The organism is Pontibacter indicus, assembly GCF_900156345.1.
Taxonomy (GTDB): domain Bacteria; phylum Bacteroidota; class Bacteroidia; order Cytophagales; family Hymenobacteraceae; genus Pontibacter; species Pontibacter indicus.
The window spans coordinates 775,745-797,789 of record NZ_FTPP01000001.1 but is presented as its reverse complement, the minus strand read 5'-3'; the positions used below and the strand labels follow the sequence as shown (position 1 = coordinate 797,789).

Here is a 22,045-nt window from a genome sequence, read left to right as displayed (position 1 = left end):
TTTCCTATTGCCAACAATGAGTACTCCTACAGCCAGAATATAGCTATTCTTCCAGGGCTTTCTTCACCACTTCCAGCACCTTCTCTTCAGAGAAAGGCTTCACAATATATGAAAGAGCCCCATTTTCAAGCGCTTCATTCACAATCACTTCCTGGCCTACAGCGCTAACAATCACGATCTTCATATCCGGCTGCTCCGCCTTAATGCCCTTCAGCACATCAAGCCCCGTGTTGTCTGGTAAGATCACATCAAGGGTGATCAGGTCCGGATTGGTTTCTTTTGCCAGTTCCAGCGCTGTCTGTCCGTTCGGCGCCTCTCCAACTATCTCGTAACCTGCATCTGTTAGCATGTTTTTGAGCATGGTGCGCATGTAGAAGGAGTCATCTACAATCAGTATTCTTTTCATACTTTAAAGTATAGCTTCAATTTGAATGAATTGCTTTAGTTACTTTTCAACTCCCTTATCTCGTCCTGGGTCAGGATTTTGTACATATCCAGTACAATAATCAGACGGTTGTTTACCTTGGCAATACCCTCGATGTAGTTTTCGTGGATATTGATGTCCTGCAGGAACGAGGGCGTCTTGTCGATCTTGGTCATGGAAAGATTCAGGGACTGGGGCACTTCGCGCACAATCACACCGATACTGTATTCCTTGGCTTCTATCACCAGGGTGTAAGTAATGTGCGGGTTCACGTCATTAGCCAATGGAACGGATCGTATACCAAAACGCTCCTCCAGGTTCATGATGGCGATAATGTCGCCCCGGATGTTGGCTACACCTTTGATAAAGTCGGGTGTTCGAGGCATTCGGGTCACACTTGGTGTAACCGTCACCTCTTTCACCTGGTCTATCTTGATGCCGTATTCCTCCGCGCCCAGCTTAAAAACGATCAGATGGATCATCTCCTCCTTAGCGGCCTCCGGTGAGGCCTGACCCTCTTTAGCGGAAGCTAGGGCAGTCTCAGCTGCCTTATCTGGTCCGGATACGGTTGCCTCAGCTGCATCGGTCCCCTCTTTCTTATTTGTCTTCTCTTTCATCGGTCCGCAACGGTTTAGTTATTGTCCTCGCCGTTTCTGTTTCTGGAGCCAACCGAGCTTAGACGCGCATTGCCAGTCAATTGTTTCTGCTTGGGTTTGGCTGGCATGGAAGCCAGGCGACGGTTGTTCGGGCTGTGGTTGAACACCAGGTTACCGTCCACCAGTTTGAAGGCGGATATACTGATCTGCAGATCAGCCGCGATGTCGTTCAGGTTCTGAGAAGATGAAGTAAGTTCCTGCATCGAAGTAGACAGCTGTTTGGCTGTACTCGCTACCTGCTGTGTACCGGATGCCGTTTGCTCGGCAATGGCCACCACTTCCTCCACATACTTCACTACGTCACCGATCGATGATTTCTGCACTTCCGTGGCTGTCAGGATATCCTGGGCTGAACGGAGCGTCTCACCACTGGATGCTGCAATGTTTTTGAAGGCACCGGATGCCTCGAAGGTGGCATTCTTTCCTTTTAACACGCGGCCTTCCATGGTCGAGATCGCCATCGCGGCAGAGGCCGTGTCTTTTTTCACGTCTTCTACCAATGTGTTGATCTCGTTTGCAGACTTGCGTGATCCTTCGGCCAGTTTGCGGATCTCTTCGGCTACTACCGCGAAACCACGTCCTGCTTCGCCGGCACGGGCCGCCTCAATGGCTGCGTTCAGGGCAAGGAGGTTGGTCTGCGCGGCAATGTCGGTGATCACACCAAGAGACTTGGAGATCTCCTGCGAACGGGCGCTGAGTACCTCAATCGTTTTAGAGGTCAGGGAGGCTGAACTGGAGATTTCTTCCATGTTCTTCACCACTTCCGCCACTGTTTTAAGACCCAATTGCGAAGTTTCCTCACCCAGGGTAGCGGATTTGTTCACTACTTCCGCACGGGCTGCCGTGTCCTTCGTCGTTTTCATGATCTCTTCGATCAGCTTGAAGGCCTGGTCTGTCTTGAGGGCCTGATTCTGGGCACCTTCCGCCATTTGCTGCATGGCAAGTGCCACATCGAGCGTTACGCGGTTCATTTCGAGACCTTTGTCAGCCATTTCTTCGGAGGAGCTTCCCACTACCAGCGATGAGTCGTTGATCTCACCCAACAGAGCGTTCAGGTTGTCAACTGCCAGGTTCAGGGCATTGGCCATGTCCAGGATGTCTCCTGCGGTATGGGCTTCTACTTTCTGGGTCAGGTCACCTTCTGAGATGGCACGCACCACGCGTGATACTTCCAGTACCGGCGTCACGATGGACTCGAGCAAGTCGTTCAGGGTATCCACCAGTTCTTTCCAGCTGCCGCCTACACCTTGCAGAGTGGCACGCTCAGTCAGTTTTCCTTCCACACCCGCTACTCTTGCCACACGGCTAACCTCACCCGCCAGGCGGTTCAGGTCCACCACCATGGTGTTGATCGTGTCGGCCAGCTCGGCCACCTCTCCTCTTGCTTCGAGGGTCAGTTTCTGCGTCAGGTCACCTTTTGATACGGCTGTTACTACGCGTACTATACCTCGCACCTGGGTTGTCAGGTTAGAGGCCATGGTGTTTACATTGTCAGTCAGGTCTTTCCAGGTGCCGCCTACGTTCGGCACGTTGGCTTGGCCACCCAGTTTACCCTCGGTACCCACTTCAAGCGCCACACGTGTTACCTCACCGGCAAATACGTTGAGTGAGTCCACCATGCGGTTCATGTTTTCCTTCAACTCGTTCAGCTCACCTTTCACATCCACAGACACTTTCTGTGTCAGGTCGCCTTTCGCTACGGCAGTGGCTACTTTGGCGATGTCGCGTACCTGCAGCGTCAGGTTGGAGGCCATGGTGTTCACGTTGTCAGTGAGTTCCTTCCAGGTACCGCGTACTTTCGGCACGTTGGCCTGGCCGCCGAGGCGTCCTTCCGTACCCACTTCGCGGGCCACTCTCGTTACTTCGTCAGCGAAGATGTTGAGGGAGTCCACCATCTGGTTCAGGTTCTCCTTCAGGTCTAAGATCTCGCCGCGAGCTTCCACCGTAATTTTTTGGCTCAGGTCGCCTTTCGCCACCGCAGTCGCTACCTTGGCGATATCACGTACCTGAGAGGTCAGGTTAGAAGCCATGTAGTTTACGTTGTCCGTTAGATCCTTCCAGGTACCGGCTACGTTCGGCACGTTGGCCTGTCCGCCCAGTTTCCCTTCGGTACCCACTTCGCGGGCAACGCGGGTTACTTCGTCACCGAATATGTTTAGAGAATCCACCATTTGGTTCAGGTTCTCTTTCAAGTCAAGGAGTTCTCCACGGGCCTCTACCGTGATCTTCTGGCTCAGGTCACCCTTCGCCACAGCAGTGGCTACTTTGGCTATACCTCGTACCTGCGTAGTCAGGTTAGAGGCCATGGTGTTTACATTGTCAGTCAGGTCTTTCCAAACACCGCCAACATTCGGTACAGTCGCCTGCCCGCCCAGTTTACCCTCGGTACCCACTTCAAGCGCCACACGGGTTACCTCACCGGCAAAGATGTTCAGGGAGTCCACCATGCGGTTGATGTTTTCCTTCAACTCACCCAGCTCACCTTTCACATCTACAGACACTTTCTGCGCCAGATCACCTTTCGCCACCGCGGTTGCTACATTGGCAATGTCGCGTACCTGCAGGGTCAGGTTAGAGGCCATGGTGTTCACGTTGTCGGTCAGGTCCTTCCAAACACCGCCTACATTTGGCACCGATGCCTGGCCGCCAAGACGACCTTCCGTACCCACTTCGCGGGCCACCCTTGTTACTTCGTCAGCGAAGATGTTGAGGGAGTCCACCATCTGGTTCAGGTTCTCCTTCAGGTCAGCGAGCTCGCCTTTTACATTCACCGTGATCTTCTGGCTCAAATCACCTTTCGCCACCGCTGTCGCAACATTCGCAATGTCACGCACTTGCAGGGTCAGGTTGGAGGCCATGTAGTTCACATTGTCGGTGAGCTCCTTCCAGATGCCGGCTACGTTTGGCACGTTGGCCTGACCACCCAGTATACCTTCTGTTCCTACCTCACGTGCCACACGGGTTACTTCCGCGCCAAACACATTCAGTCGGTCCACCATTTCGTTCAGGATGTCTTTCAAGTCACCCAGCTCCCCTTTCACGTCCACTGACACTTTCTGAGTCAGGTCGCCTTTCGCCACTGCGGTGGCTACTTCAGCAATGTCACGTACCTGTAGGGTCAGGTTACCGGCCATCAGGTTCACGTTGTCGGTCAGTTCTTTCCAGGTTCCTTCTACATTTGGCACCGCAGCCTGTCCGCCTAGTTTACCTTCTGTTCCCACCTCACGGGCAACCCTTGTTACCTCACCTGCGAAGATGTTGAGCGAGTCCACCATCTGGTTGATGATATCTTTCAGCTCGGCCATTTCACCGCGCACGTTTACCGTGATTTTCTGCGTCAGGTCGCCTTTCGCCACCGCTGTCGATACGTTCGCAATGTCGCGCATCTGAGAGGTCAGGTTGCTGGCCATCGTGTTCACGTTATCGGTTAGGTCCTTCCAAACACCGCCTACGTTCGGCACTTTGGCCTGGCCACCGAGGCGACCTTCGGTACCTACCTCACGGGCCACACGGGTTACTTCGTCAGCGAAGATATTGAGCGAGTCCACCATCTGGTTCATGTTGTCCTTCAGCTGGGCAAACTCACCGCGCACATCCACGGATATTTTCTGGGCCAGGTTACCTTTCGCCACCGCCGTCGCCACATTCGAGATGTCGCGCATTTGTGAGGTCAGGTTGCTGGCCATCGTATTCACATTATCAGTCAGGTCTTTCCAAACACCGGCCACGTTTGGTACTGATGCCTGGCCACCCAGCTTACCCTCTGTACCCACCTCGAGTGCCACACGCGTTACCTCACCAGCAAACAGGTTCAGGTTATCGATTGTGCGGTTGATGGTTTCGGCCATGACCTTGAAGTCACCGGACACTGGAATCTGGAATGTCTCATCCAGGTTACCGCGGGAGATGTTCTTTAGTACCTTGCCTACTTCCAGTACCGGAACCGCGATCGAATCTACCAGACCGTTGATGTTATTGATCATGTCCTTCCAGAAACCGGAAGCGTTCTCGGCCGAGGCACGGGCTTTCAGGTTACCCTCCACACCGGCCACTTTCGAGATACGGGACACCTCCCCACCTACACCACCGATCATTTCCACCATCGAGTTGTAGGCTTCGGCGATCTCCGCGAAGATGTCATCGTTTTGTTTTGTCAGACGAACTGAGATGTCGCCTTTTTTAAAGGCATCGAGGGCATACAACACCTTGTTTAGCTGCTCGCTGATGTACTCCGGGCTGGAAGGCAGCACCTGCTTGCGGCTTTGCTTTCCGTTGGGCGCACTTTTCACAGCAAGTGTTCCATTGCCTGCCTCCTTCTTGGCGGCAGCATCAGGAGCTTCAGCCCGGGAGACCGGAGGAGTAGCAATGGCGCTTTCCTGTTTCAAGGGAGACGCTTCCGCTTTCTCTGCCACGGAAGTAGTGGCAGCAGGCGCCTGCTGTTTCGCTTTTGCGCGCGGCGGAGTTGTCTTTTCTGGTTGGCTGGTTTCTACGTCACTAATGAGCTTGTCTTTGCTCAGCTTCAAATTTTTACCTAAGGCCATATGTTTAGGGTTGTATAGGGTTTGTTATCTGTTCGGCCCTTCGTCAGCATCAGTTAAAGCTGACCGGCTGAACAGTACAAAGGGAATGTTATTGCAATTTACTTAAAAATAGCGACTTTTTAAAAACACCGGCTATACCTGACTGAATTCGGCGGCGAGTGCTGCGTAATCCTTCGCTCCGTTCGAGGTGCTGTCATAATCAAGCACGCTTTGTCCGAACGAGGGCGCTTCGGCCAGCTTCACATTCAGTCTGATCTGACTCTTGAAAATCCTCTCTTTGACGTTCTCATGCAGGTATGCGAGTACTTCCTGGCTCAGCTTGCGACGCATATCAAACATGACCACTACGATGCCTTTAATTTTAAGTTTCGGGTTAAACGCTTTTTTTACTTTTTGGATCGTTTGCATGATCTGGTCCAGGCCCTGCAGGGTGAGCACTTCCATTTGCAAAGGTATAAGTACTTCGTGGGCCGCAGTCAGCGCATTAAGGGTTAGTACTGAAAGTGAAGGAGGACAGTCAATCAGCACATAATCAAAGCCTTTGGCCTGCTGCAGCATGGTTTTCAGGAACTGCTCCCGGTCTGGCTGCGCCACCAATGAGATCTCCACGTCCACTAGTTCATTGGAGCCTGGCGCGACCCACAGACCGTCTTTTTCGACAAGAATATCTTTAAAGGCATATGTCCCTAAAAAAGCTTCGGCCAGCGTATGATCCGGCGAGGAGACGGCGAGGCTATAGGATAAATTACTCTGCGGATCGAGGTCTACCAGCAGGACCTTATGCCCCAGTTTGCTCAGGGCGCTGCCCAGGTTGATGGTGGTGGTGGTTTTGCCTGTGCCGCCTTTTTGGTTAATAACGGCTACTATTTTGGTTTTCATCCAGCTTTCTGATGATCAGGTAAAGGTGCGAAAAGATAAGAGTTTCTAAAGCTATCAAAAAAAAATGACAAATATTTTCTGCAGGGCGTTTTACGGCATTAAGGTTGTGTAAACTCTTTTTCCAACTTTCCGCTTTTAAGGTGTAAATCCTGCCAAGTGTCCAGGTCTAGCTTGATGGCATAGGCCCCTGCGGGCTCCAGGTAGCCCAGGTGCACACCCGTAAGCGAACGTGCCAGACTGGTTATACCAGGGTTGTGGCCCACCAGCAGCACCCGCGTCACGTGGTCGGGCAGATTAGCCAGCACATTGAGAAGCACATTTTCCCGCGCATTGTAGAAATCGGGTTCGTAGACGATCTGCTCTTCATCAAAATAAAGTTTTTCGGCCAGCAGCCTAGCCGTGAGGCCGGCTCTGGGGGCAGGGCTGCTTAGAATAGCATCTACCTTCTGAAATGTATCGCGGAGCCATTTCCCGGTAATACGCGCCTGATGATGCCCGTTTTTCGTGAGTTCGCGTTCAAAGTCAGGCTGGAGTGGGAAAGGATCATTTGGCTCGGCGTGGCGGCAAATGACTAACAGTCGTTGCATAGAATTACAAAAGTGGTCCGTATAGTGTGTTAAGCTAATAAAACAGGCTGTTCACCAAAACAATGTTGGCATGTTAAACCTATGTTATCAATTTCAGGTTGTATATGTTTGAAAAAAAATTTGAACTTTGGGCAAATTTCTGAGGAATTGCCCCTAATTATAAAGGATGATAAAAAATTTAGTCATAGTCGAGTCACCGGCCAAGGCCAAAACGATTGAAGGATATCTGGGAAAAGATTTTGTGGTGAAATCGAGTTTCGGCCATGTGCGGGACCTGCCTAAGGACAACAACGCCATCGATATCAAAAATAAGTTTAAACCGACTTACGTAATATCGAGCGATAAAAAAGATGTCGTTTCGCAATTAAAAAAACTGGCAAAGGAAGCTGAAACCGTTTGGCTCGCATCGGACGACGACCGCGAGGGAGAAGCCATTTCGTGGCACCTGACCGAGGCCCTGAACCTGAACGAAGCCAAAACACGCCGCATCGTTTTCCGGGAGATCACCAAAAACGCCATTCTCAACGCCATCAGCTCACCGCGCGGCATCGACATGGACCTGGTGAATGCACAGCAGGCCCGCCGTGTGCTGGACCGCCTGGTAGGTTTCGAGTTGTCGCCTGTGCTCTGGAAGAAGATCAAAACCGGTCTTTCGGCCGGTCGTGTGCAGTCGGTGGCGGTGCGCCTGGTGGTGGAGCGCGAGCGCGAGATTGAGAAATTCAATGCCGAGCCTACTTTCCGGATCACTGCCCAGTTTGATGTGCAGGGTAAGACCTTAGATGCCGAATTGCCCACTAAATTCAAGACCGAAGAAGAGGCGCAGGCTTTCCTGCAGCGCTGCATCGGAGCAAGCTATACCATTGGCAACCTCGAGACCAAGCCGCTTAAGCGCAGCCCGGCCCCTCCTTTCACGACCTCTACCCTTCAGCAGGAAGCCAGCCGCAAGCTGTATTTCTCTGTAGCCCAGACCATGACGGTGGCCCAGCGCCTGTACGAGGCCGGTAAGATCTCCTACATGCGTACAGACTCCCTGAACCTGTCTGACGAAGCGATACAGGGTGCCTCCAATGCGATTCGCAACTCTTTCGGAGAGAAATTTGTGAAGACGCGTCGTTTCAAAACCAAGTCATCGGGTGCGCAGGAAGCACACGAAGCCATCCGTCCGACGGATTTCTCGCAACTGAACGCCAGCAGCGACCGCAACGAGCAGCGCCTGTACGAGCTGATCTGGAAGCGTGCCATCGCCTCACAAATGGCAGACGCCGAAATCGAGAAGACAACCGCAACCATCGACATTTCCACGCTGCCGGACAAGCTGGTAGCCACCGGCGAGGTGATTAAGTTCGAAGGTTTCCTGAAGGTATACATCGAGTCAAAAGACGACGAGGAAGGCGGAGACGAGGATGTGAAAGGTATGCTGCCTCCGCTGAGCATTGGCCAGGCACTCGGGTTGCGCCAGATGCAGGCAACTCAGCGCTACTCCCGTCCGGCTCCAAGGTATACTGAGGCGAGCCTGGTGAAGAAACTGGAGGAAATGGGTATCGGCCGACCGTCTACCTACGCCCCTACCATCTCCACGGTTCAGAAACGCGGCTATGTGGAGAAGGACAGCCGCGAGGGCAAAGAGCGTAAGTTCAACGTGCTGACCTTGAAAAATGACCAGATCAGCGCTCAGACCAAAACCGAAATTACAGGCGCGGAGAAAAACAAACTCTTCCCGACGGACATGGCCATGGTGGTGAACGACTTCCTGGTAGAGCACTTCCCGAACGTGATCGATTACTCGTTCACGGCCCGCGTAGAAGCTGAGTTTGACGAGATTGCGCAAGGTCAGCAGGAATGGGAACAGATGCTGGAGAAGTTTTATGAGAAATTCCACGCCCGTATCGAAAACAGCGAGAACATCAACCGCGCCGATGTGTCTGGTGCACGTGAGGTAGGTATTGATCCTGTGTCCGGTCAGAAGATTCTGGCCAAATTAGGGCGTTTCGGTCCTTACGTGCAGTTGGGTGAGGAGAATCCGGACACCGGTGAGAAACCGGTATACGCCAGCCTGCGCAAAGGCCAGTTCATCGAGAGCCTGACGCTGGACGATGCATTGGATTTGTTTAAACTGCCGCGCATTGTGGGAGTGTTTGAAGAAAAGGAAATGAAGGCTGCCATAGGCCGCTTTGGTCCTTACATCAGTCACGCCAGCAAATTTTACTCGCTGCCTAAAACGATGGACCCGATGACGGTAACAGCCGAAGAGTCAATTGCCCTGATCGAAGCCAAACGCAAGGCAGATGCGGAGAAACTGATCAAATCGTTCCCGGAGAACCCAGAGGTACAGGTGCTTAATGGCAGGTATGGTCCTTACATTGTAGTGGGCAAAAAGAACGTGAAGATCCCGAAAGGAAAAGAACCTGCTGACCTGACCTTGCAGGAATGCCTGGACCTGGCCGAGCAGACCCCGGAAAAGAAAGGCCGCGGCGGATTCAAGAAAAAAGCCGAGCCCGCCACAGCCGAGAAAAAACCAGCGGCTAAAAAGCCTGCAGCGAAGAAAGCCGCTACCAAAAAACCGGCGGCTAAGAAGGCTACTCCTAAAAAACCTTAACAGCAATTGATCAGAAAAGCCGCTTATACCTGAAGCGGCTTTTCTGTTTCTGCAGGTATAGGTATAGCTTTAACCCTGCACCTATGGCTTCAGTAAAAAGACAGTAGTAATTCAAAAAATAAGGTATGGCAAAGAAAAAACTCGTGGTGCTCTCCGGGGCAGGTATAAGCGCAGAAAGTGGCATCGCTACCTTCCGTGACGCGAATGGTCTTTGGGAAGGGCACGATGTGATGGAGGTGGCCTCGCCGCAGGGGTGGCGCAAAAACCCGGAACTGGTGCTGGACTTCTACAACCAACGCCGCAAAAACGCGCACAGCGTGCAGCCAAATGCTGGTCATAAAATTCTGGCTGAGTTGGAACAGGACTTTGACGTCCGGATCGTTACCCAGAATGTGGACGACCTGCACGAGCGGGCGGGCTCAACCAATGTCATTCACCTGCACGGAAAATTGTTCGAAAGCCGCAGTACCCTTGACCCGAAATTGATTTACCCGATAGCGGGATGGCAGCTGAATCTGGGCGACAAATGCGAGCGAGGTTCTCAACTCCGGCCCAACATTGTGTGGTTCGGCGAGCCCGTGCCCATGATGGAACAGGCAATGGAGGAAACCACACAGGCCGATATCTTTCTGGTGGTGGGGACTTCTCTGGTCGTATACCCGGCTGCCGGTTTGGTGGACCTGGTTCCTGACGAAGCACCCATCCTGGTCGTGGACCCTAGCCTTCCCTATGTGCGGCCGCGCCCTCATCTACACCTCTTCGAAGAAAAGGCCAGCACAGGTATGGAAAAGGTGAAGGCGCTGTTACGAGAGAAATATCTGTAGGGCTCCCAACCGCTATACCTATACCTATACCTATACCTATACCTATACCTATACCTGCTGCTCAGACTTTAGGCACAAAGCAGGTATAGGCTCCCTGTCGTTTTACACTTCCTACTAAAGGCAAACTATCGAAGCATAGTCTCCACGCAAGAACTCCCACGAATTCAACCTCCAGCGCTCTAATCGGAATATTCCCTGAAAATATTTTTAAAGGGTGGTTAAACCTTCACGGCTACCCTCGCTCTAAGCTTTTCAGATAATGGGACTCCCTCAGTCTCCATGTAAGAGTAATACCCTAGTTAAGCTATACTTTAAAGTCCACTACTACTACACACATTTAGAATGAGAAAGTTATTCTCTCTGCTGATCATGCTGATCGGCTTTTCACAAGTTTACGCACAAACAGTATCCGGAACGGTTCAGAGCGCTTCAGACAAAAGTGGCTTGCCGGGGGCCAGCGTGGTGATGAAACGCGCCGCCAGCGAGTCGATCCTGACGACTACGACCGACGTGCAGGGCGCTTTCCGTTTTGAGCGGGTACCTTCCGGAAATTATACCCTGGAAGTTCGCTACCTAGGCCATGATCTGCTGACCAGACCTGTGCAGGTGGCGCAAGCGCCTGTTAACTTGGGCGTGCTGACCATGCAGGAACAAAACACCCGTTTGAGCGAAGTGCAGATCATTGGACGTGCACCGCTTGGTGAACAAAAAGGCGACACGACACAACTGAATGCCAAGGCCTTTAAAACTGCTCCTGATGCCAGTGCAGAGGACCTGGTAACCAAAATGCCGGGCGTGCAGGTACAGGATGGCCGCATCCAGGCGCAAGGCGAAGAAGTGCGCCAGGTTATGATTGACGGCAAGCGCTATACCGGCGAAGACGTAACCTCTGCCATGCGCAACATTTCGTCTGACATGATAGAAAGCGTGCAGGTGTTTGACGCGCAGAGCGACCAGGCTGCCTTCAGTGGCTTTGAAGACGGCAACCGCCTGAAAACGATCAACTTCATTACCCGCAAAGACCGTCGCCAGGGCTATACCGGCAAGATCTCGGCAGGTTATGGCACGGACGAGCGCTACATGGCGGGCGCGGCTATCAACTACTTCAACAACGACCGCCGCATTACGGTGACGGGCCTGACCAACAACATCAACATGTTCGATTTCTCGATCGGTGAAACACCGGGCGGTGGCATGCGTGGCCGTAGAGGCGGCTGGGGCGGTGGCTCCCCTACCGGCATCATCAACACAAACAACTTCGGCATCAACTACCAGGACAAATGGGGTAAGAAGATGGACGTGAGCGCCAACTACAACTACACCAACCGCGACATCGTGAACGACCAATACCGCTTCCGCGACTTCGTATCAGACGAGGCCGGCCTGCAGTACACCGAGAATTCAACCAACAGAGACCGCGAGGATGGGCACCGCCTGAACATGCGTTTGCAGTATAACATCAACGCCAACAACCGCCTGCTCGTAACACCGAGCCTGCGTTTGCAGAATGATGAAAGCTTCACGTCAAGAGACGCCCGTACCTTTGACCTGAACGGCACGCTGTCAGAGTCCCTGAACCGCGCCACTTCTGACAACACTACTTTTAACTTCAACAACAACATCCTCTACTCGAAGCGCTTCGGTGACTCAGGTCGTATCCTGACCACTAACTTTAACACCAGCATCAACAACGTGGAGGGTGATGGCTTCCAGTACGAGCAGACGCAGAATTTTGAGAACCCGGACAACAATGTATTGCGTGATCAGTTCATCCGCCTGGATCGCAAGAACTTCAGCTGGTCAGGAAGCACCAACTACTCCCAGCGCCTGGGTGAGAAATCACGCCTGCAGTTGGAATACAGCATCGGGAACCAGATGCGCGACTCAGACCGCAGAACCTACGACTATGTAGAAACTGCCGGTGAGTACGCTAACTTCAACATGCCGCTGAGCAGCTCGTTCAAAAGCGATTACCTCTCGCAGAGCGTAGGCCCAAGCTACCAGTACCGTGACGACAAAACCAGATTGCAGTTTAACGCTCGCTACCAGTTTGCCGCCCTCGATACCGACAGCCAGTTTCCGGTTGACCTGGATCCGATGAAGCGGCGCTTCAACAATTTCCTGCCATCAGCAGAATATGAGTACAAGTTCTCCCAGTCGCAGAACCTGACCTTGAACCTCAGAACCAGCACCAACCCGCCGTCCGTGGAGCAGTTGCAGGAAGTACTGGATATCTCTAACCCATTGCAGGCGCGCATCGGTAACGCCGACCTGGACCAGGACTACCAGACCCGTTTCAACATGCGCTACCGCAACTTCAACGCCGAGACCAACCGCGTGTTCTTCATCGGTTTGTTCGGTTCCATGATCAACGACTACGTGGCCAACAGCGTGTACACGACCGGTGCTCCGGAAGGTGTGGCAGAAGGATACGAGTTCCGTCCGGGAGCCCGCCTGAGCCGCCCGGAGAACATGGACGGTTACTACAATGTGCGCACGTTCTTCAACTACGGACAGCCGCTTAACTTCATCAGTTCCAACTTCAACTTGAACGGCTCGGTGGGTTACTCCAGAATACCTGGTAAGATCGATGGGCTGACAAACTACTCGAACAACACCAACCTGGGCGCTGGCTTCAACATTAGCAGCAACATCAGCGAGAAGATTGACTTTACAGTATCTTCTTTCTCAAGCTATAACATCGTATCCAACACACTGCGCACGACTCAAAACAACAACTTCTTCAACCAGAACACCAATGTTCGTTACAACTGGATCCTCTGGAAAGACCTGGTATACCGTACAGAACTGAACCACCAGTACAACTCAGGTCTGTCGGCCGGCGTGGACAACAGCTTCCTGCTTTGGAACATGAGCCTGGGCAAGAAGATCTTCAAAGACAAGCAGGGTGAGATCAGCTTGAGCGTAAACGACCTGATGAACCAGAATGTGAGCGTTCGTCGCAACATCACGGAATCTTATGTGGAAGACGTGCAGTCGACAGTGTTGAAGCGCTTCTTCATGCTGACATTCTCGTACAACATCCGCAGCTATAAAGGCGCCCCTGCACCTGAGGAAAACATGCAGCGTGGCCCAGGTATGTACCGCGGCGGTCGCCCTGGTATGTAATTCGGCTAATTCATAAAATAAGAGAGGCCTGCAACTTTTGCAGGCCTCTCTTATTTTGGTGAGTAATGTAATTTAAGGTATAGGTATAACCTATGCTGGCAGTTCGCCCCAATCCGCCCCATTGTACCAAAGCAAGCCCTTGTCAATCTGCAACGGAGAAGCGATGTTGTTATGGTACAACTGTCCGGTACCGAGGCCCTGCGGCATGCGGATGGGATAATTTGCCGTGAACTGGCTGATGGCGTTCAGGCCGATATTGGACTCTAGTGCTGAAGTCATCCACCAGCCAATGCTGCGCTCTTCTGCCATCCTGATCCAGTCGGTACTCGCTTGTAGCCCCCCAACCAGCGTGGGTTTCAGGATGATGTACTTCGGCTTCACAAAATCAAGCAACTCCACTTGCCGCGCATTTGCCTGCACACCGATCAGTTCCTCGTCGAGGGCAATGGGAATCGGGGTATAGGCACAAAGCTGCTGCATCTGCTCGGGCTGCCCCTGCCGGATGGGTTGCTCAATGGAGTGCAGGCTATACCTGGCCAGGCGCTCTAATTTTCTGAAAGCTTCCTCAGGCGCAAAAGCACCGTTGGCATCCACCCGGATGGTCAGGTCTTCCGGTCCGGCCACTTCCCGTATCTGGTGCAGGATGTCGAGCTCGGTGGCAAAGTCCAGACTGCCGATTTTCAGCTTTAGACAGGTATAGCCTTCGGCCAGTTTTTTTCGGATCTGCTCCTGCATAAAGTCCTTCTCTCCCATCCAGATCAAACCATTGATTGGTATACCTGCCCTGCCCTGACTGAATTCATTCGCGTAGAGCACCTTGTTTCCACCCTGCTGTAGATCCAGCAAGGCTGTTTCGAGGGCAAAGCGGATGGCTGGCCATTCCCGTAACTCATCAGCCTGAAGCAGCAGCTGCAAATCGGTGATCTCCAATTGCTGCCCTGCTACATCGTCTGCCAACTCCCTGAGCTTCGCTTCCAGATCGGGACGCGCGTCGATGCTCAACCCCGGTAGAGGTGCGCATTCCCCCACGCCAATTATTTGCGGATTGTCTGTATGGCTAAGATGCAGGTAGTATACCTGGTGCGTACGTATGGCTCCGCGTGAGGTGCGGGCATCGAATTTAAACTGAAGCTGATGGGGCGTAAGGGTCAATCTCAAGGACATAGCGGCGTAAAATTAGGCTTTCCAAAATCGGCTTATCGAAAACAAAGTACGTAGAAAAAGAGTTAACACGACAGTTGCAGCATTTTTAATGCTCCGATTAAGCCCTTTTATACCGCTTCGCAAACCACCGTATCTCCATGACGACGATTACAGCCCCCATCAGCCAGACACTTCGTGAGCGATTTGCCCAGATCCGTGCCCAGACCGAAAAGATCTGCTCGCCGCTGGAGCCCGAAGACACCGTGGTGCAGCCGATGGTGGATGTGAGTCCGCCCAAATGGCACATGGCACACACCACCTGGTTTTTTGAGCAGTTTGTGCTGGGGCCATACCTGAAAAATTACAAGGTGTTTCATCCAAGCTATGCCTTTCTGTTCAACTCCTACTACAACTCTGTGGGCAACCGGGTGCAGCGGGCAGAGCGAAGCACCCTCACCCGTCCTCCCCTGCGGGACGTGTATGCCTACCGGCGCCATGTGAATGAACGCATGGAAGAACTGCTAGAAACTATAAAAGAAGAGCAGTTGGAAGAGCTTTTGCCTGTACTGGAGCTGGGTCTGCAGCACGAACAGCAACACCAGGAACTGCTCCTGACCGACATCAAGTACATTCTCAGCACCAACCCGCTTTTACCAGCCTATAACAAAACAGCTCCTGGCGTGACGTTAAGAACTCCTGTTAAAGCCGATTTTTTGGAGGTGCCGGGCGGCGTTTATCGCATTGGTTTTCAAGGGGAGGGCTTTTGCTTTGACAACGAGCTGGGGGTGCACGAGGTGCTGCTTTCCGACTTCAGCATCATGAACCGGCTGGTGACGAATGCCGAGTACCTGCAGTTTATGCAGGATGGCGGATATAGTGATTTTCGCTTCTGGCTGGACGAGGGACTGGCCATGGTGCGCGCTGCCAACCTGAAAGCCCCTCTCTATTGGCTGGAGCAGGACGGCGAATGGTACCAGTTTACCCTGAACGGCCTGGAAAAGCTGGACCCGTACAAACCGGTCAGCCACATCAGTTTTTACGAAGCGCATGCCTATGCCGCATGGTCTGGCAAGCGCCTCCTGACAGAATTTGAGTGGGAAGCCGCCTCTCAGGTATACCCGCCCGTGGCAGGCAATTTTCAGGAGTCTGGTTTGTACGAGCCCAGCCGGGCGGCTCAGACGGAAGGTATGCAGCAACTCTATGGCGATGCCTGGGAATGGACCTATAGCGCGTATCACCCTTACCCGGGCTTCAAGACTGCGGCTGGGGCGCTGGGCGAGTACAACGGAAAGTTCATGATCAACCAGATGGTACTGCGCGGTGGTTCCTGCGCCACGCCTGAAAACCACATCCGAACCACCTACCGAAATTTCTTCCACCCTGACAAACGCTGGCAATTCACCGGAATTCGACTGGCACAATAATATGCTTCTACAGACAACGACCAATACTTTGATCGACCTTTCGCAAAAGACCGATGGCAGCCAGGACCGGGCTGCTTTTGCCAAAGATGTGGCGGAAGGCCTTAGCCAGCGCCCCAAAAAGTTATCTTCCCGCTACTTCTACGATGCAAACGGGAGCCGGCTTTTCCAGCAAATCATGTCCTTGCCCGAGTATTACCTCACGCGGGCCGAGTACAGCCTGCTGCAGCAGCACCGGGCAGCCATGGTCGAAGCGTTCGCCGCCGGAGGTTTCTTTCACCTGGTGGATCTGGGAGCCGGCGATGCCATGAAAACAAAACTACTGTTGGGAGAACTGACAAAAAAGGGCAAGGACTTTGATTATGTGCCGCTGGATATTTCGGGCGCTGCCATGCGGGAACTGAGCCGGGACCTGCAGCAGACTTACCCGGAAATATATGTACAGGCAGTTGTAGCAGAGTACATTACCGGCCTGCAGTGGCTCGGGCAGCACCTGCCTAAGCGAAAAGTCGTGCTGTTTCTGGGTTCCAACATCGGAAACTTTGAGCGCCAGGAAGGCCAGAAATTTATTCGCCAGATCAGGCAGCACCTGCAGCCAGGCGATCTGTTTTTACTCGGAGTGGACCTGACCAAAGACCCTGCTACCATATTGGCTGCCTACAACGATGCAAGTGGCGTCACGGCGGCCTTTAACCTCAACCTGCTGGAGCGCATCAACCGGGAACTAGGCGGCAATTTTGACCTGGATGCTTTTAGCCACTTTCCGCTTTACGATCCGCAAGAGGGCGTTATGCATAGCTTTCTGGTGAGTGAGCGTGAACAAGAGGTATACCTGGAGGCTACGCAGGCGCGTTATACCTTTGCCGCCTGGGAGGCGATCCATACGGAGAGCTCGCACAAGTATACTTTGCAGCAAGCCACGGACATGGGCCGCACGGCTGGCTTTGAGTTTGTCACGTCCTACCTCGACGAAAAAGGCGGCTTTGCTGATATGCTTTTTAAGGCAGTATAAGTTACCCGATTTACATCGACCTTCTCACATATGGATACCAAAAAGATAATACTGACCGCTGCATTGCTATTGCTTCCCTTCCCGGCAAAAGCAATTTTAAATAAGCTCCGCGGTGTGAAAAAAGCCACCTGATTCGATCAAAGACGCTTACGAATGTAACTTCACAGGTGTCAGGCTAAAGAAAAAGTACTAATTTTGCAGTCCTTTTTCCGACGCCCTATGCTACCATTAGAATATAAAGACCACTTCCGTAAAAATTTCCTGCTGGCATACCCTGTAGTACTCAGCCAGTTAGGGCACATCTTGGTGAGTGTGGTCGACAGTGTAATGGTGGGCCAAACCGGGACTGTGCCGCTGGCGGCCGCGTCGCTGGGCAATAGCATCTTCACGATCACGATGGTGTTCGGGATGGGGGTCTCGTTCAGCATCACGCCCCTGATTGCTGCTGCGGACGGCAGGCGCAACTATACCCGCATTTCGTTGCTGCTGCTCAATGGTTTGTTTTCGAACCTGCTGTTGGGCATCCTCCTGTTCATCGCCGGTTACTTTCTTTCTCCCTACATCACCTGGCTTAACCAACCCGAAGAGGTAGTTAAACAGGCCATTCCGTACATCAATATCCTGTTTCTGTCGATGGTGCCGCTGATGCTATTTCAGGGTTTCCGGCAGTTTGCAGAAGGGCTTTCGCTCACCAAGCAGGCCATGTACATTTCCATTGTGGCCAACGCGCTCAACGTGGTGCTCAACTACATCCTCATTTATGGTAAACTGGGCTTTGAGCCCATGGGCTTAGTCGGGGCAGGCTGGGCTACCTTGATTTCGCGCGTTGTGATGGCGTTGATGATGGGGGGCTATGTGCTGTACGGCAGGCGCTTTGCGGCTTTTCACCGTTTCCTCACCTTTCGGCACCTTTCTTTTGTGCACATGTACCACATTTTCCGGCTCGGCCTGCCCATATCTGGGCAGATGGTGTTTGAAATGGGTGCCTTCAGCTTCTCGGCCATTATGATCGGGTGGCTGGGCGCGCGTGAACTAGCCGCTCACCAAATTGCCATTAACGTGGCGTCAGTCACATACATGATGGCCAGTGGCATTGCAGCGGCAGCCACAATCCGGGTGGGCAACCAAAAAGGGATGCGCAACTTCAGGTCGATGCAAGTGGCTGGTAACAGCAGTTTTATCATGGGGGTATTGTTCATGATGCTGAGCGGATTGCTTATGATTGCCGGAAAAAATTTCATACCTTCCCTGTACCTGGACGACCCGCTGGTGATCGAGCTGGCCTCCACCCTGCTTATTATTGCCGCTCTGTTCCAGATTTCGGATGGGGTGCAGGTAGTAGGATTGGGTGTGCTGCGGGGACTGGAGGATGTGCGCATACCGGGGCTTATCTCCCTGATTGCCTATTGGGTCATCGGTCTGCCGGTCGGTTACATCCTCTGTTTCAAACTCGGTTTCGGTGTGCACGGCGTCTGGACCGGTTTGTTGGTAGGTTTGTCTGTTGCCGCCATATTACTATTCTCACGTTTTAAAATGCTAAGCAGCAGGCTTAGTAAATAAAAAAATGCAATAGTGGCACCTATTTTCAGGTAACGCTGTTGCCCCGATAGAGACTTTTTAAACTTTTAGCCAATGTTTATCTTTACTCTACTCCTTAGCCTACTGGTGGGCTTGCTATTGCCGCATGCCACCCCAGCCGGTTCGCCGGCCTCTGTCATTTACGTTCCGAACGCAGCCAACCGCAGCGTTTCCAATACGGAACAGCTGGCCTGGTCTGCCACCCGGAAACTGAACTGGGAAGACTTCAGGGGAATACCCGAGTCCAGCAACCCCCACCACGCCCTTACGGCCGCCAACCTGGCCGTAGATGCCCGCTGCAAAGACAATAAATTTTACTACGAAGTAAAGTGTGTGTTCCTTCCCGGTGAATCATGGTCGAAGAACAAAAAGTCGGAGAAGCTGCTGGCACATGAGCAACTGCATTTTGACCTCACAGAAGTACATGCCCGCCTGCTGCGTCGCCAGTTGCAGGAATTGGGCGCCTCGTGCGGCAACCTGAAAACCAACCTGAACTCCACGGTCGGTAACGCCTTTAAAGCCTGGAAAGCAGAACAGGACCAGTTCGACAAAGCCTCCCGCCACGGACTGGATGCCGAGGTTCAGCAGGATTGGGATGAAAGAATATCCCGGCGCCTGAAGGAACTGGACGCCTGGAAATAAGACCAAAATCAAAAAAGCCCTGCTTTGTAACATCACAAAACAGGGCTTTTCTTTTGTAATCGGCTAATTACTCAGCCGGACCCAGGTCTTTGGTCGCCGGACCCGTGATCACCCTGCCAAAGGGATCAAAGCGGGAACCGTGACAAGGACAATCCCAGGAACGCTCTACTTCGTTCCAGTTTACAAGGCAGCCCAGGTGCGTGCACACGGCCGAGCATTGGTGCCGCACGCCATCCTGATCGCAGTAGACAGCCACTTTGCTCATACCTTTGCGCATGATCTTGCCTGTTCCCGGCAGGACCTCCATCGGGTCATTCACCTCACCGGGTGTCACAAAATCTTTGAACTGCGCGGCTACATTGAGGTTTTCCTTCAAAAACTCGCCTACCGATTTGGTGTTCTTTCGTGCCGGGTCGTAGAGTTTCTCCCAGGGGTTCGGCCTCCCCTGAATCAGATCAGTTATGAGCATGCCGGCAATGGTGCTGTGTGTCATGCCATGGCCAGAATCGCCTGTGGCGATGTACACGTTCTCGGAGTCGCCCGGATTGCGGCCGATAAAGCCAAGCCCGTCCACCGGTTCGAGTACCTGCCCAGACCAGCGGTATACCACTTCTTTCGCCATCGGGAAGTGCTTGCGGGTCCAACGTTCCAGTGCGTCGAAGCGCTGACTTAAGTTCTCTGCCTGCCCCGTTTTGTGGTCCTCCCCTCCTACTATGAGCAGGTCTAGGTCTTCCGCGTTCTCGCCACCGGTTTTGCCTTTCAGCAGACGAACATAATGATAAGGATCTTCCATGTCCCAGTACAATGCATCCGGCACCTCGCCCTGTCGCACAGCCAGCCCAATGGCATAGGTGCGGTAAGGCGCCTGTTTTGTGTGCATCGTCACCATGTCGTTGATGGGCGTGTTAGTTGTCACCACCAAATGGTTGGCAGCCACGGCATGCCCCTCTTTCGATATTGCCGACACGACTGGACCTGTTTCGAAGCGTTCTATTTTGGTTTTGGTAAAGATGCGGCCGCCTGCCTCCAAAAATGCCTTGGCTAGGCCAGACAGATATTTCAGAACATGGAAATGCGCCTGGTTAGGGTACTGCAAACAAGGGTACTCTGTCAAAGTGCTCAGCGGACTGTGTTTCCGCAAAACCACATCCAGCCAGCCAATTTTCTGGAGCGCCTCCAATTCCTTCATCAAGTCATCCTGCTGCTTATTGTCTGTGGCGAACAGATAGCCGTCCACACGGGTGAAATCGCAGTCAATTTTTTCATCCTTAATGATCTCCTCGATCTTATCGATCGCCTTGCCGTGGCTCTGGGCAGCCAGCCGGGCACCATCCTCGCCAAAGAGCCGGATCAGTTCATCAAAGCGCTCGTCCAGGGCGTTGGAAAGGTGGGCCGTCGTGCGACTGGTCTCGCCACCGCCTATCTCTTTGGCCTCCAGCAACACTACGTCGCGCCCTTCCTTGGCCAGCAGGTAGGCTGTGGTGACGCCTGCTATACCTGCACCGACAATGCACACATCACATCTGATATTGTCTTGAAGGGGACTTGTAACAGGCATTGCTATATTTTCTACCCATACGGGTAAACTAGCTCCGGATTCTCTTTTCATAGTTTATGGGTTTATGCAACAGCTTATACTGACTTATACTTTTTGCTTTTTTAAAGGGAAGAAAGCCAGTTGCATAGGATACGCGGGTATAGGGTGAATGTTACCGACGAAGCCAGCGACCAGGTATAGCGTGTCTTATATTAAAGCAGAATCCTTAACTTGGGGAGAAAAACAGAAGAACCATGCATACCTCCGAACAGGCCATGCCCACGATTTCATGGCAGCATTTTGAACAAACAGATATCCGGGTGGGCACCATCGTGGAAGCCACTGAATTTCCGGAAGCACGCAAGCCAGCCTATAAACTGCTAATAGATCTGGGTCCAATGGGCATGAAACGCTCGAGCGCTCAAATAACCAAGCACTATACCTTAAACGACCTGCCCGGGAAACAGGTGCTGTGTGTGACTAATCTGGGAAACAAGCAGATCGGGAAATATATGTCGGAGGTGCTGGTGACAGGCTTTGCAGACGAAAACGGTGATATTGTGCTGGCTCAGCCGGCTGGTCCTGTGCCAAACGGCAGCAAACTGATCTAGCCTAATACGCCTGTTTCATACCTTCAAGTATGGGCACCGGCGGTTGTGGCGGAGCAGCACCCGTCGTGTCGGAAGCGCGCAGTCGGGCTTCGCGCACGCTCAGCGTGTCCAGGATGACCTCATAGAGCTTGTCCATCTGCTCGACGTGGGTCAGGTAATAGCGGTAGGTCTTTCGGAAATCCTCTTCCTCTACGCCGTGCGCTTCCAGAATCTGCTTCTGTTCTTTGTTGAAGATCATCAGGGCCGTGTCCGGGTACAGCACGTTGGTTTCGATGCGGGCTTCGGCAATGTGCACGTCGGCCAGTATCTGCACCATTTTCTGTTCGGGCAGCAAATCGGCAGGTCGCTTTTCGATTTTTTGGCCGCAGCCAGCCAGCGCGACGAAGGAAAGTAGGTATAAAATTCGTTTCACGAATGTAATATTACGGGAATATGTCCTAATTTTAAAATCTGAGGCAAAGCCCC

At 52.7% G+C, this 22,045-nt stretch carries 16 protein-coding genes; 8 read left to right on the top strand and 8 right to left on the bottom strand.

Annotated elements, in window-relative coordinates:
• Positions 1 to 43: 43 nt before the first annotated feature.
• From B0B12_RS03415 to B0B12_RS03395, 5 genes are all read right to left on the bottom strand, one after another.
• A complete protein-coding gene (locus B0B12_RS03415; RefSeq protein ID WP_076666073.1) occupies positions 44 to 406 on the bottom strand; it encodes a response regulator in 363 nt (120 codons plus the stop codon).
• 35 nt (positions 407 to 441) lie between these two features.
• On the bottom strand, positions 442 to 1,041 hold the full coding sequence (locus B0B12_RS03410) for a chemotaxis protein CheW (RefSeq protein WP_076666072.1): 600 nt from the start codon (positions 1,039 to 1,041) through the stop codon (positions 442 to 444).
• A gap of 14 nt (positions 1,042 to 1,055) precedes the next feature.
• A complete protein-coding gene (locus B0B12_RS03405) occupies positions 1,056 to 5,621 on the bottom strand; it encodes a HAMP domain-containing protein (protein WP_076666071.1) in 4,566 nt (1,521 codons plus the stop codon).
• 132 nt (positions 5,622 to 5,753) lie between these two features.
• A complete protein-coding gene (locus B0B12_RS03400) occupies positions 5,754 to 6,500 on the bottom strand; it encodes a ParA family protein (protein WP_076666070.1) in 747 nt (248 codons plus the stop codon).
• A 98-nt stretch (positions 6,501 to 6,598) separates the two neighbouring features.
• Positions 6,599 to 7,087 (bottom strand): SixA phosphatase family protein, encoded by a 489-nt coding sequence (locus B0B12_RS03395; protein ID WP_076666069.1) that lies wholly within the window; start codon positions 7,085 to 7,087, stop codon positions 6,599 to 6,601.
• A gap of 166 nt (positions 7,088 to 7,253) precedes the next feature.
• Here B0B12_RS03395 and topA point away from each other — a divergent pair, with 166 nt between their 5' ends.
• The 3 genes from topA to B0B12_RS03380 all read left to right on the top strand — a co-directional run bounded on the left by topA (position 7,254) and on the right by B0B12_RS03380 (position 13,636).
• Positions 7,254 to 9,683, top strand: a complete 2,430-nt coding sequence (topA, locus tag B0B12_RS03390; RefSeq protein WP_076666068.1) for a type I DNA topoisomerase — start codon at positions 7,254 to 7,256, stop codon at positions 9,681 to 9,683.
• Positions 9,684 to 9,808: 125 nt separating this feature from the next.
• Positions 9,809 to 10,507 carry an SIR2 family NAD-dependent protein deacylase gene (locus tag B0B12_RS03385; RefSeq protein ID WP_076666067.1) on the top strand — a complete coding sequence of 233 codons (699 nt, stop codon included), beginning with the start codon at positions 9,809 to 9,811 and terminating at the stop codon, positions 10,505 to 10,507.
• 342 nt (positions 10,508 to 10,849) lie between these two features.
• Positions 10,850 to 13,636 carry an outer membrane beta-barrel protein gene (locus tag B0B12_RS03380; RefSeq protein WP_244554578.1) on the top strand — a complete coding sequence of 929 codons (2,787 nt, stop codon included), beginning with the start codon at positions 10,850 to 10,852 and terminating at the stop codon, positions 13,634 to 13,636.
• A gap of 90 nt (positions 13,637 to 13,726) precedes the next feature.
• Here B0B12_RS03380 and B0B12_RS03375 read toward each other — a convergent pair whose 3' ends face one another.
• Entirely contained in the window at positions 13,727 to 14,800 is a 1,074-nt protein-coding gene (locus B0B12_RS03375) for an o-succinylbenzoate synthase (protein WP_076666066.1), read from the bottom strand.
• A 137-nt stretch (positions 14,801 to 14,937) separates the two neighbouring features.
• Between B0B12_RS03375 and egtB the strand changes: the two genes are divergently transcribed.
• The 4 genes from egtB (at position 14,938) to B0B12_RS03355 (ending at position 19,432) form a co-directional block, all read left to right on the top strand.
• Entirely contained in the window at positions 14,938 to 16,203 is a 1,266-nt protein-coding gene (egtB, locus tag B0B12_RS03370; protein WP_076666065.1) for an ergothioneine biosynthesis protein EgtB, read from the top strand.
• A gap of 1 nt (position 16,204) precedes the next feature.
• Positions 16,205 to 17,212: an L-histidine N(alpha)-methyltransferase gene (gene egtD / locus B0B12_RS03365; protein WP_076666064.1), complete on the top strand. Its 1,008-nt coding sequence runs from the start codon at positions 16,205 to 16,207 to the stop codon at positions 17,210 to 17,212.
• A gap of 219 nt (positions 17,213 to 17,431) precedes the next feature.
• Positions 17,432 to 18,772: an MATE family efflux transporter gene (locus B0B12_RS03360; protein ID WP_076666063.1), complete on the top strand. Its 1,341-nt coding sequence runs from the start codon at positions 17,432 to 17,434 to the stop codon at positions 18,770 to 18,772.
• Positions 18,773 to 18,844: 72 nt separating this feature from the next.
• The gene (locus B0B12_RS03355) at positions 18,845 to 19,432 is read left to right on the top strand and encodes a DUF922 domain-containing protein (protein WP_076666062.1); all 588 of its coding nucleotides are present in this window, start codon (positions 18,845 to 18,847) and stop codon (positions 19,430 to 19,432) included.
• 67 nt (positions 19,433 to 19,499) lie between these two features.
• Here B0B12_RS03355 and B0B12_RS03350 read toward each other — a convergent pair whose 3' ends face one another.
• Positions 19,500 to 21,041, bottom strand: coding sequence for an FAD-dependent oxidoreductase (locus B0B12_RS03350; protein WP_076666061.1), 1,542 nt, complete (start codon positions 21,039 to 21,041; stop codon positions 19,500 to 19,502).
• A gap of 182 nt (positions 21,042 to 21,223) precedes the next feature.
• On the opposite strand from B0B12_RS03350, the gene B0B12_RS03345 reads away from it, so the two are divergent.
• On the top strand, positions 21,224 to 21,580 hold the full coding sequence (locus B0B12_RS03345; RefSeq protein WP_083704068.1) for a tRNA-binding protein: 357 nt from the start codon (positions 21,224 to 21,226) through the stop codon (positions 21,578 to 21,580).
• A 1-nt stretch (position 21,581) separates the two neighbouring features.
• Here the strand turns inward: B0B12_RS03345 and B0B12_RS03340 are convergent, their stop codons facing one another.
• The gene (locus B0B12_RS03340; protein WP_244554577.1) at positions 21,582 to 21,992 is read right to left on the bottom strand and encodes a DUF4296 domain-containing protein; all 411 of its coding nucleotides are present in this window, start codon (positions 21,990 to 21,992) and stop codon (positions 21,582 to 21,584) included.
• Positions 21,993 to 22,045: the final 53 nt, after the last annotated feature.

What these genes read in the sequence shown, in the direction of transcription:
- B0B12_RS03380 (WP_244554578.1), top strand. Translation starts at nt 10,850, where the DNA reads ATGAGAAAGTTATTCTCTCTGCTGATCATGCTGATCGGCTTTTCACAA.
- egtD (WP_076666064.1), top strand. Translation starts at nt 16,205, where the DNA reads ATGCTTCTACAGACAACGACCAATACTTTGATCGACCTTTCGCAAAAG.
- topA (WP_076666068.1), top strand. Translation starts at nt 7,254, where the DNA reads ATGATAAAAAATTTAGTCATAGTCGAGTCACCGGCCAAGGCCAAAACG.
- B0B12_RS03405 (WP_076666071.1), bottom strand. Translation starts at nt 5,621, where the DNA reads ATGGCCTTAGGTAAAAATTTGAAGCTGAGCAAAGACAAGCTCATTAGT.
- B0B12_RS03415 (WP_076666073.1), bottom strand. Translation starts at nt 406, where the DNA reads ATGAAAAGAATACTGATTGTAGATGACTCCTTCTACATGCGCACCATG.
- B0B12_RS03410 (WP_076666072.1), bottom strand. Translation starts at nt 1,041, where the DNA reads ATGAAAGAGAAGACAAATAAGAAAGAGGGGACCGATGCAGCTGAGGCA.
- B0B12_RS03375 (WP_076666066.1), bottom strand. Translation starts at nt 14,800, where the DNA reads ATGTCCTTGAGATTGACCCTTACGCCCCATCAGCTTCAGTTTAAATTC.
- B0B12_RS03385 (WP_076666067.1), top strand. Translation starts at nt 9,809, where the DNA reads ATGGCAAAGAAAAAACTCGTGGTGCTCTCCGGGGCAGGTATAAGCGCA.
- egtB (WP_076666065.1), top strand. Translation starts at nt 14,938, where the DNA reads ATGACGACGATTACAGCCCCCATCAGCCAGACACTTCGTGAGCGATTT.
- B0B12_RS03345 (WP_083704068.1), top strand. Translation starts at nt 21,224, where the DNA reads ATGCATACCTCCGAACAGGCCATGCCCACGATTTCATGGCAGCATTTT.
- B0B12_RS03395 (WP_076666069.1), bottom strand. Translation starts at nt 7,087, where the DNA reads ATGCAACGACTGTTAGTCATTTGCCGCCACGCCGAGCCAAATGATCCT.
- B0B12_RS03360 (WP_076666063.1), top strand. Translation starts at nt 17,432, where the DNA reads ATGCTACCATTAGAATATAAAGACCACTTCCGTAAAAATTTCCTGCTG.
- B0B12_RS03400 (WP_076666070.1), bottom strand. Translation starts at nt 6,500, where the DNA reads ATGAAAACCAAAATAGTAGCCGTTATTAACCAAAAAGGCGGCACAGGC.
- B0B12_RS03355 (WP_076666062.1), top strand. Translation starts at nt 18,845, where the DNA reads ATGTTTATCTTTACTCTACTCCTTAGCCTACTGGTGGGCTTGCTATTG.
- B0B12_RS03350 (WP_076666061.1), bottom strand. Translation starts at nt 21,041, where the DNA reads ATGAAAAGAGAATCCGGAGCTAGTTTACCCGTATGGGTAGAAAATATA.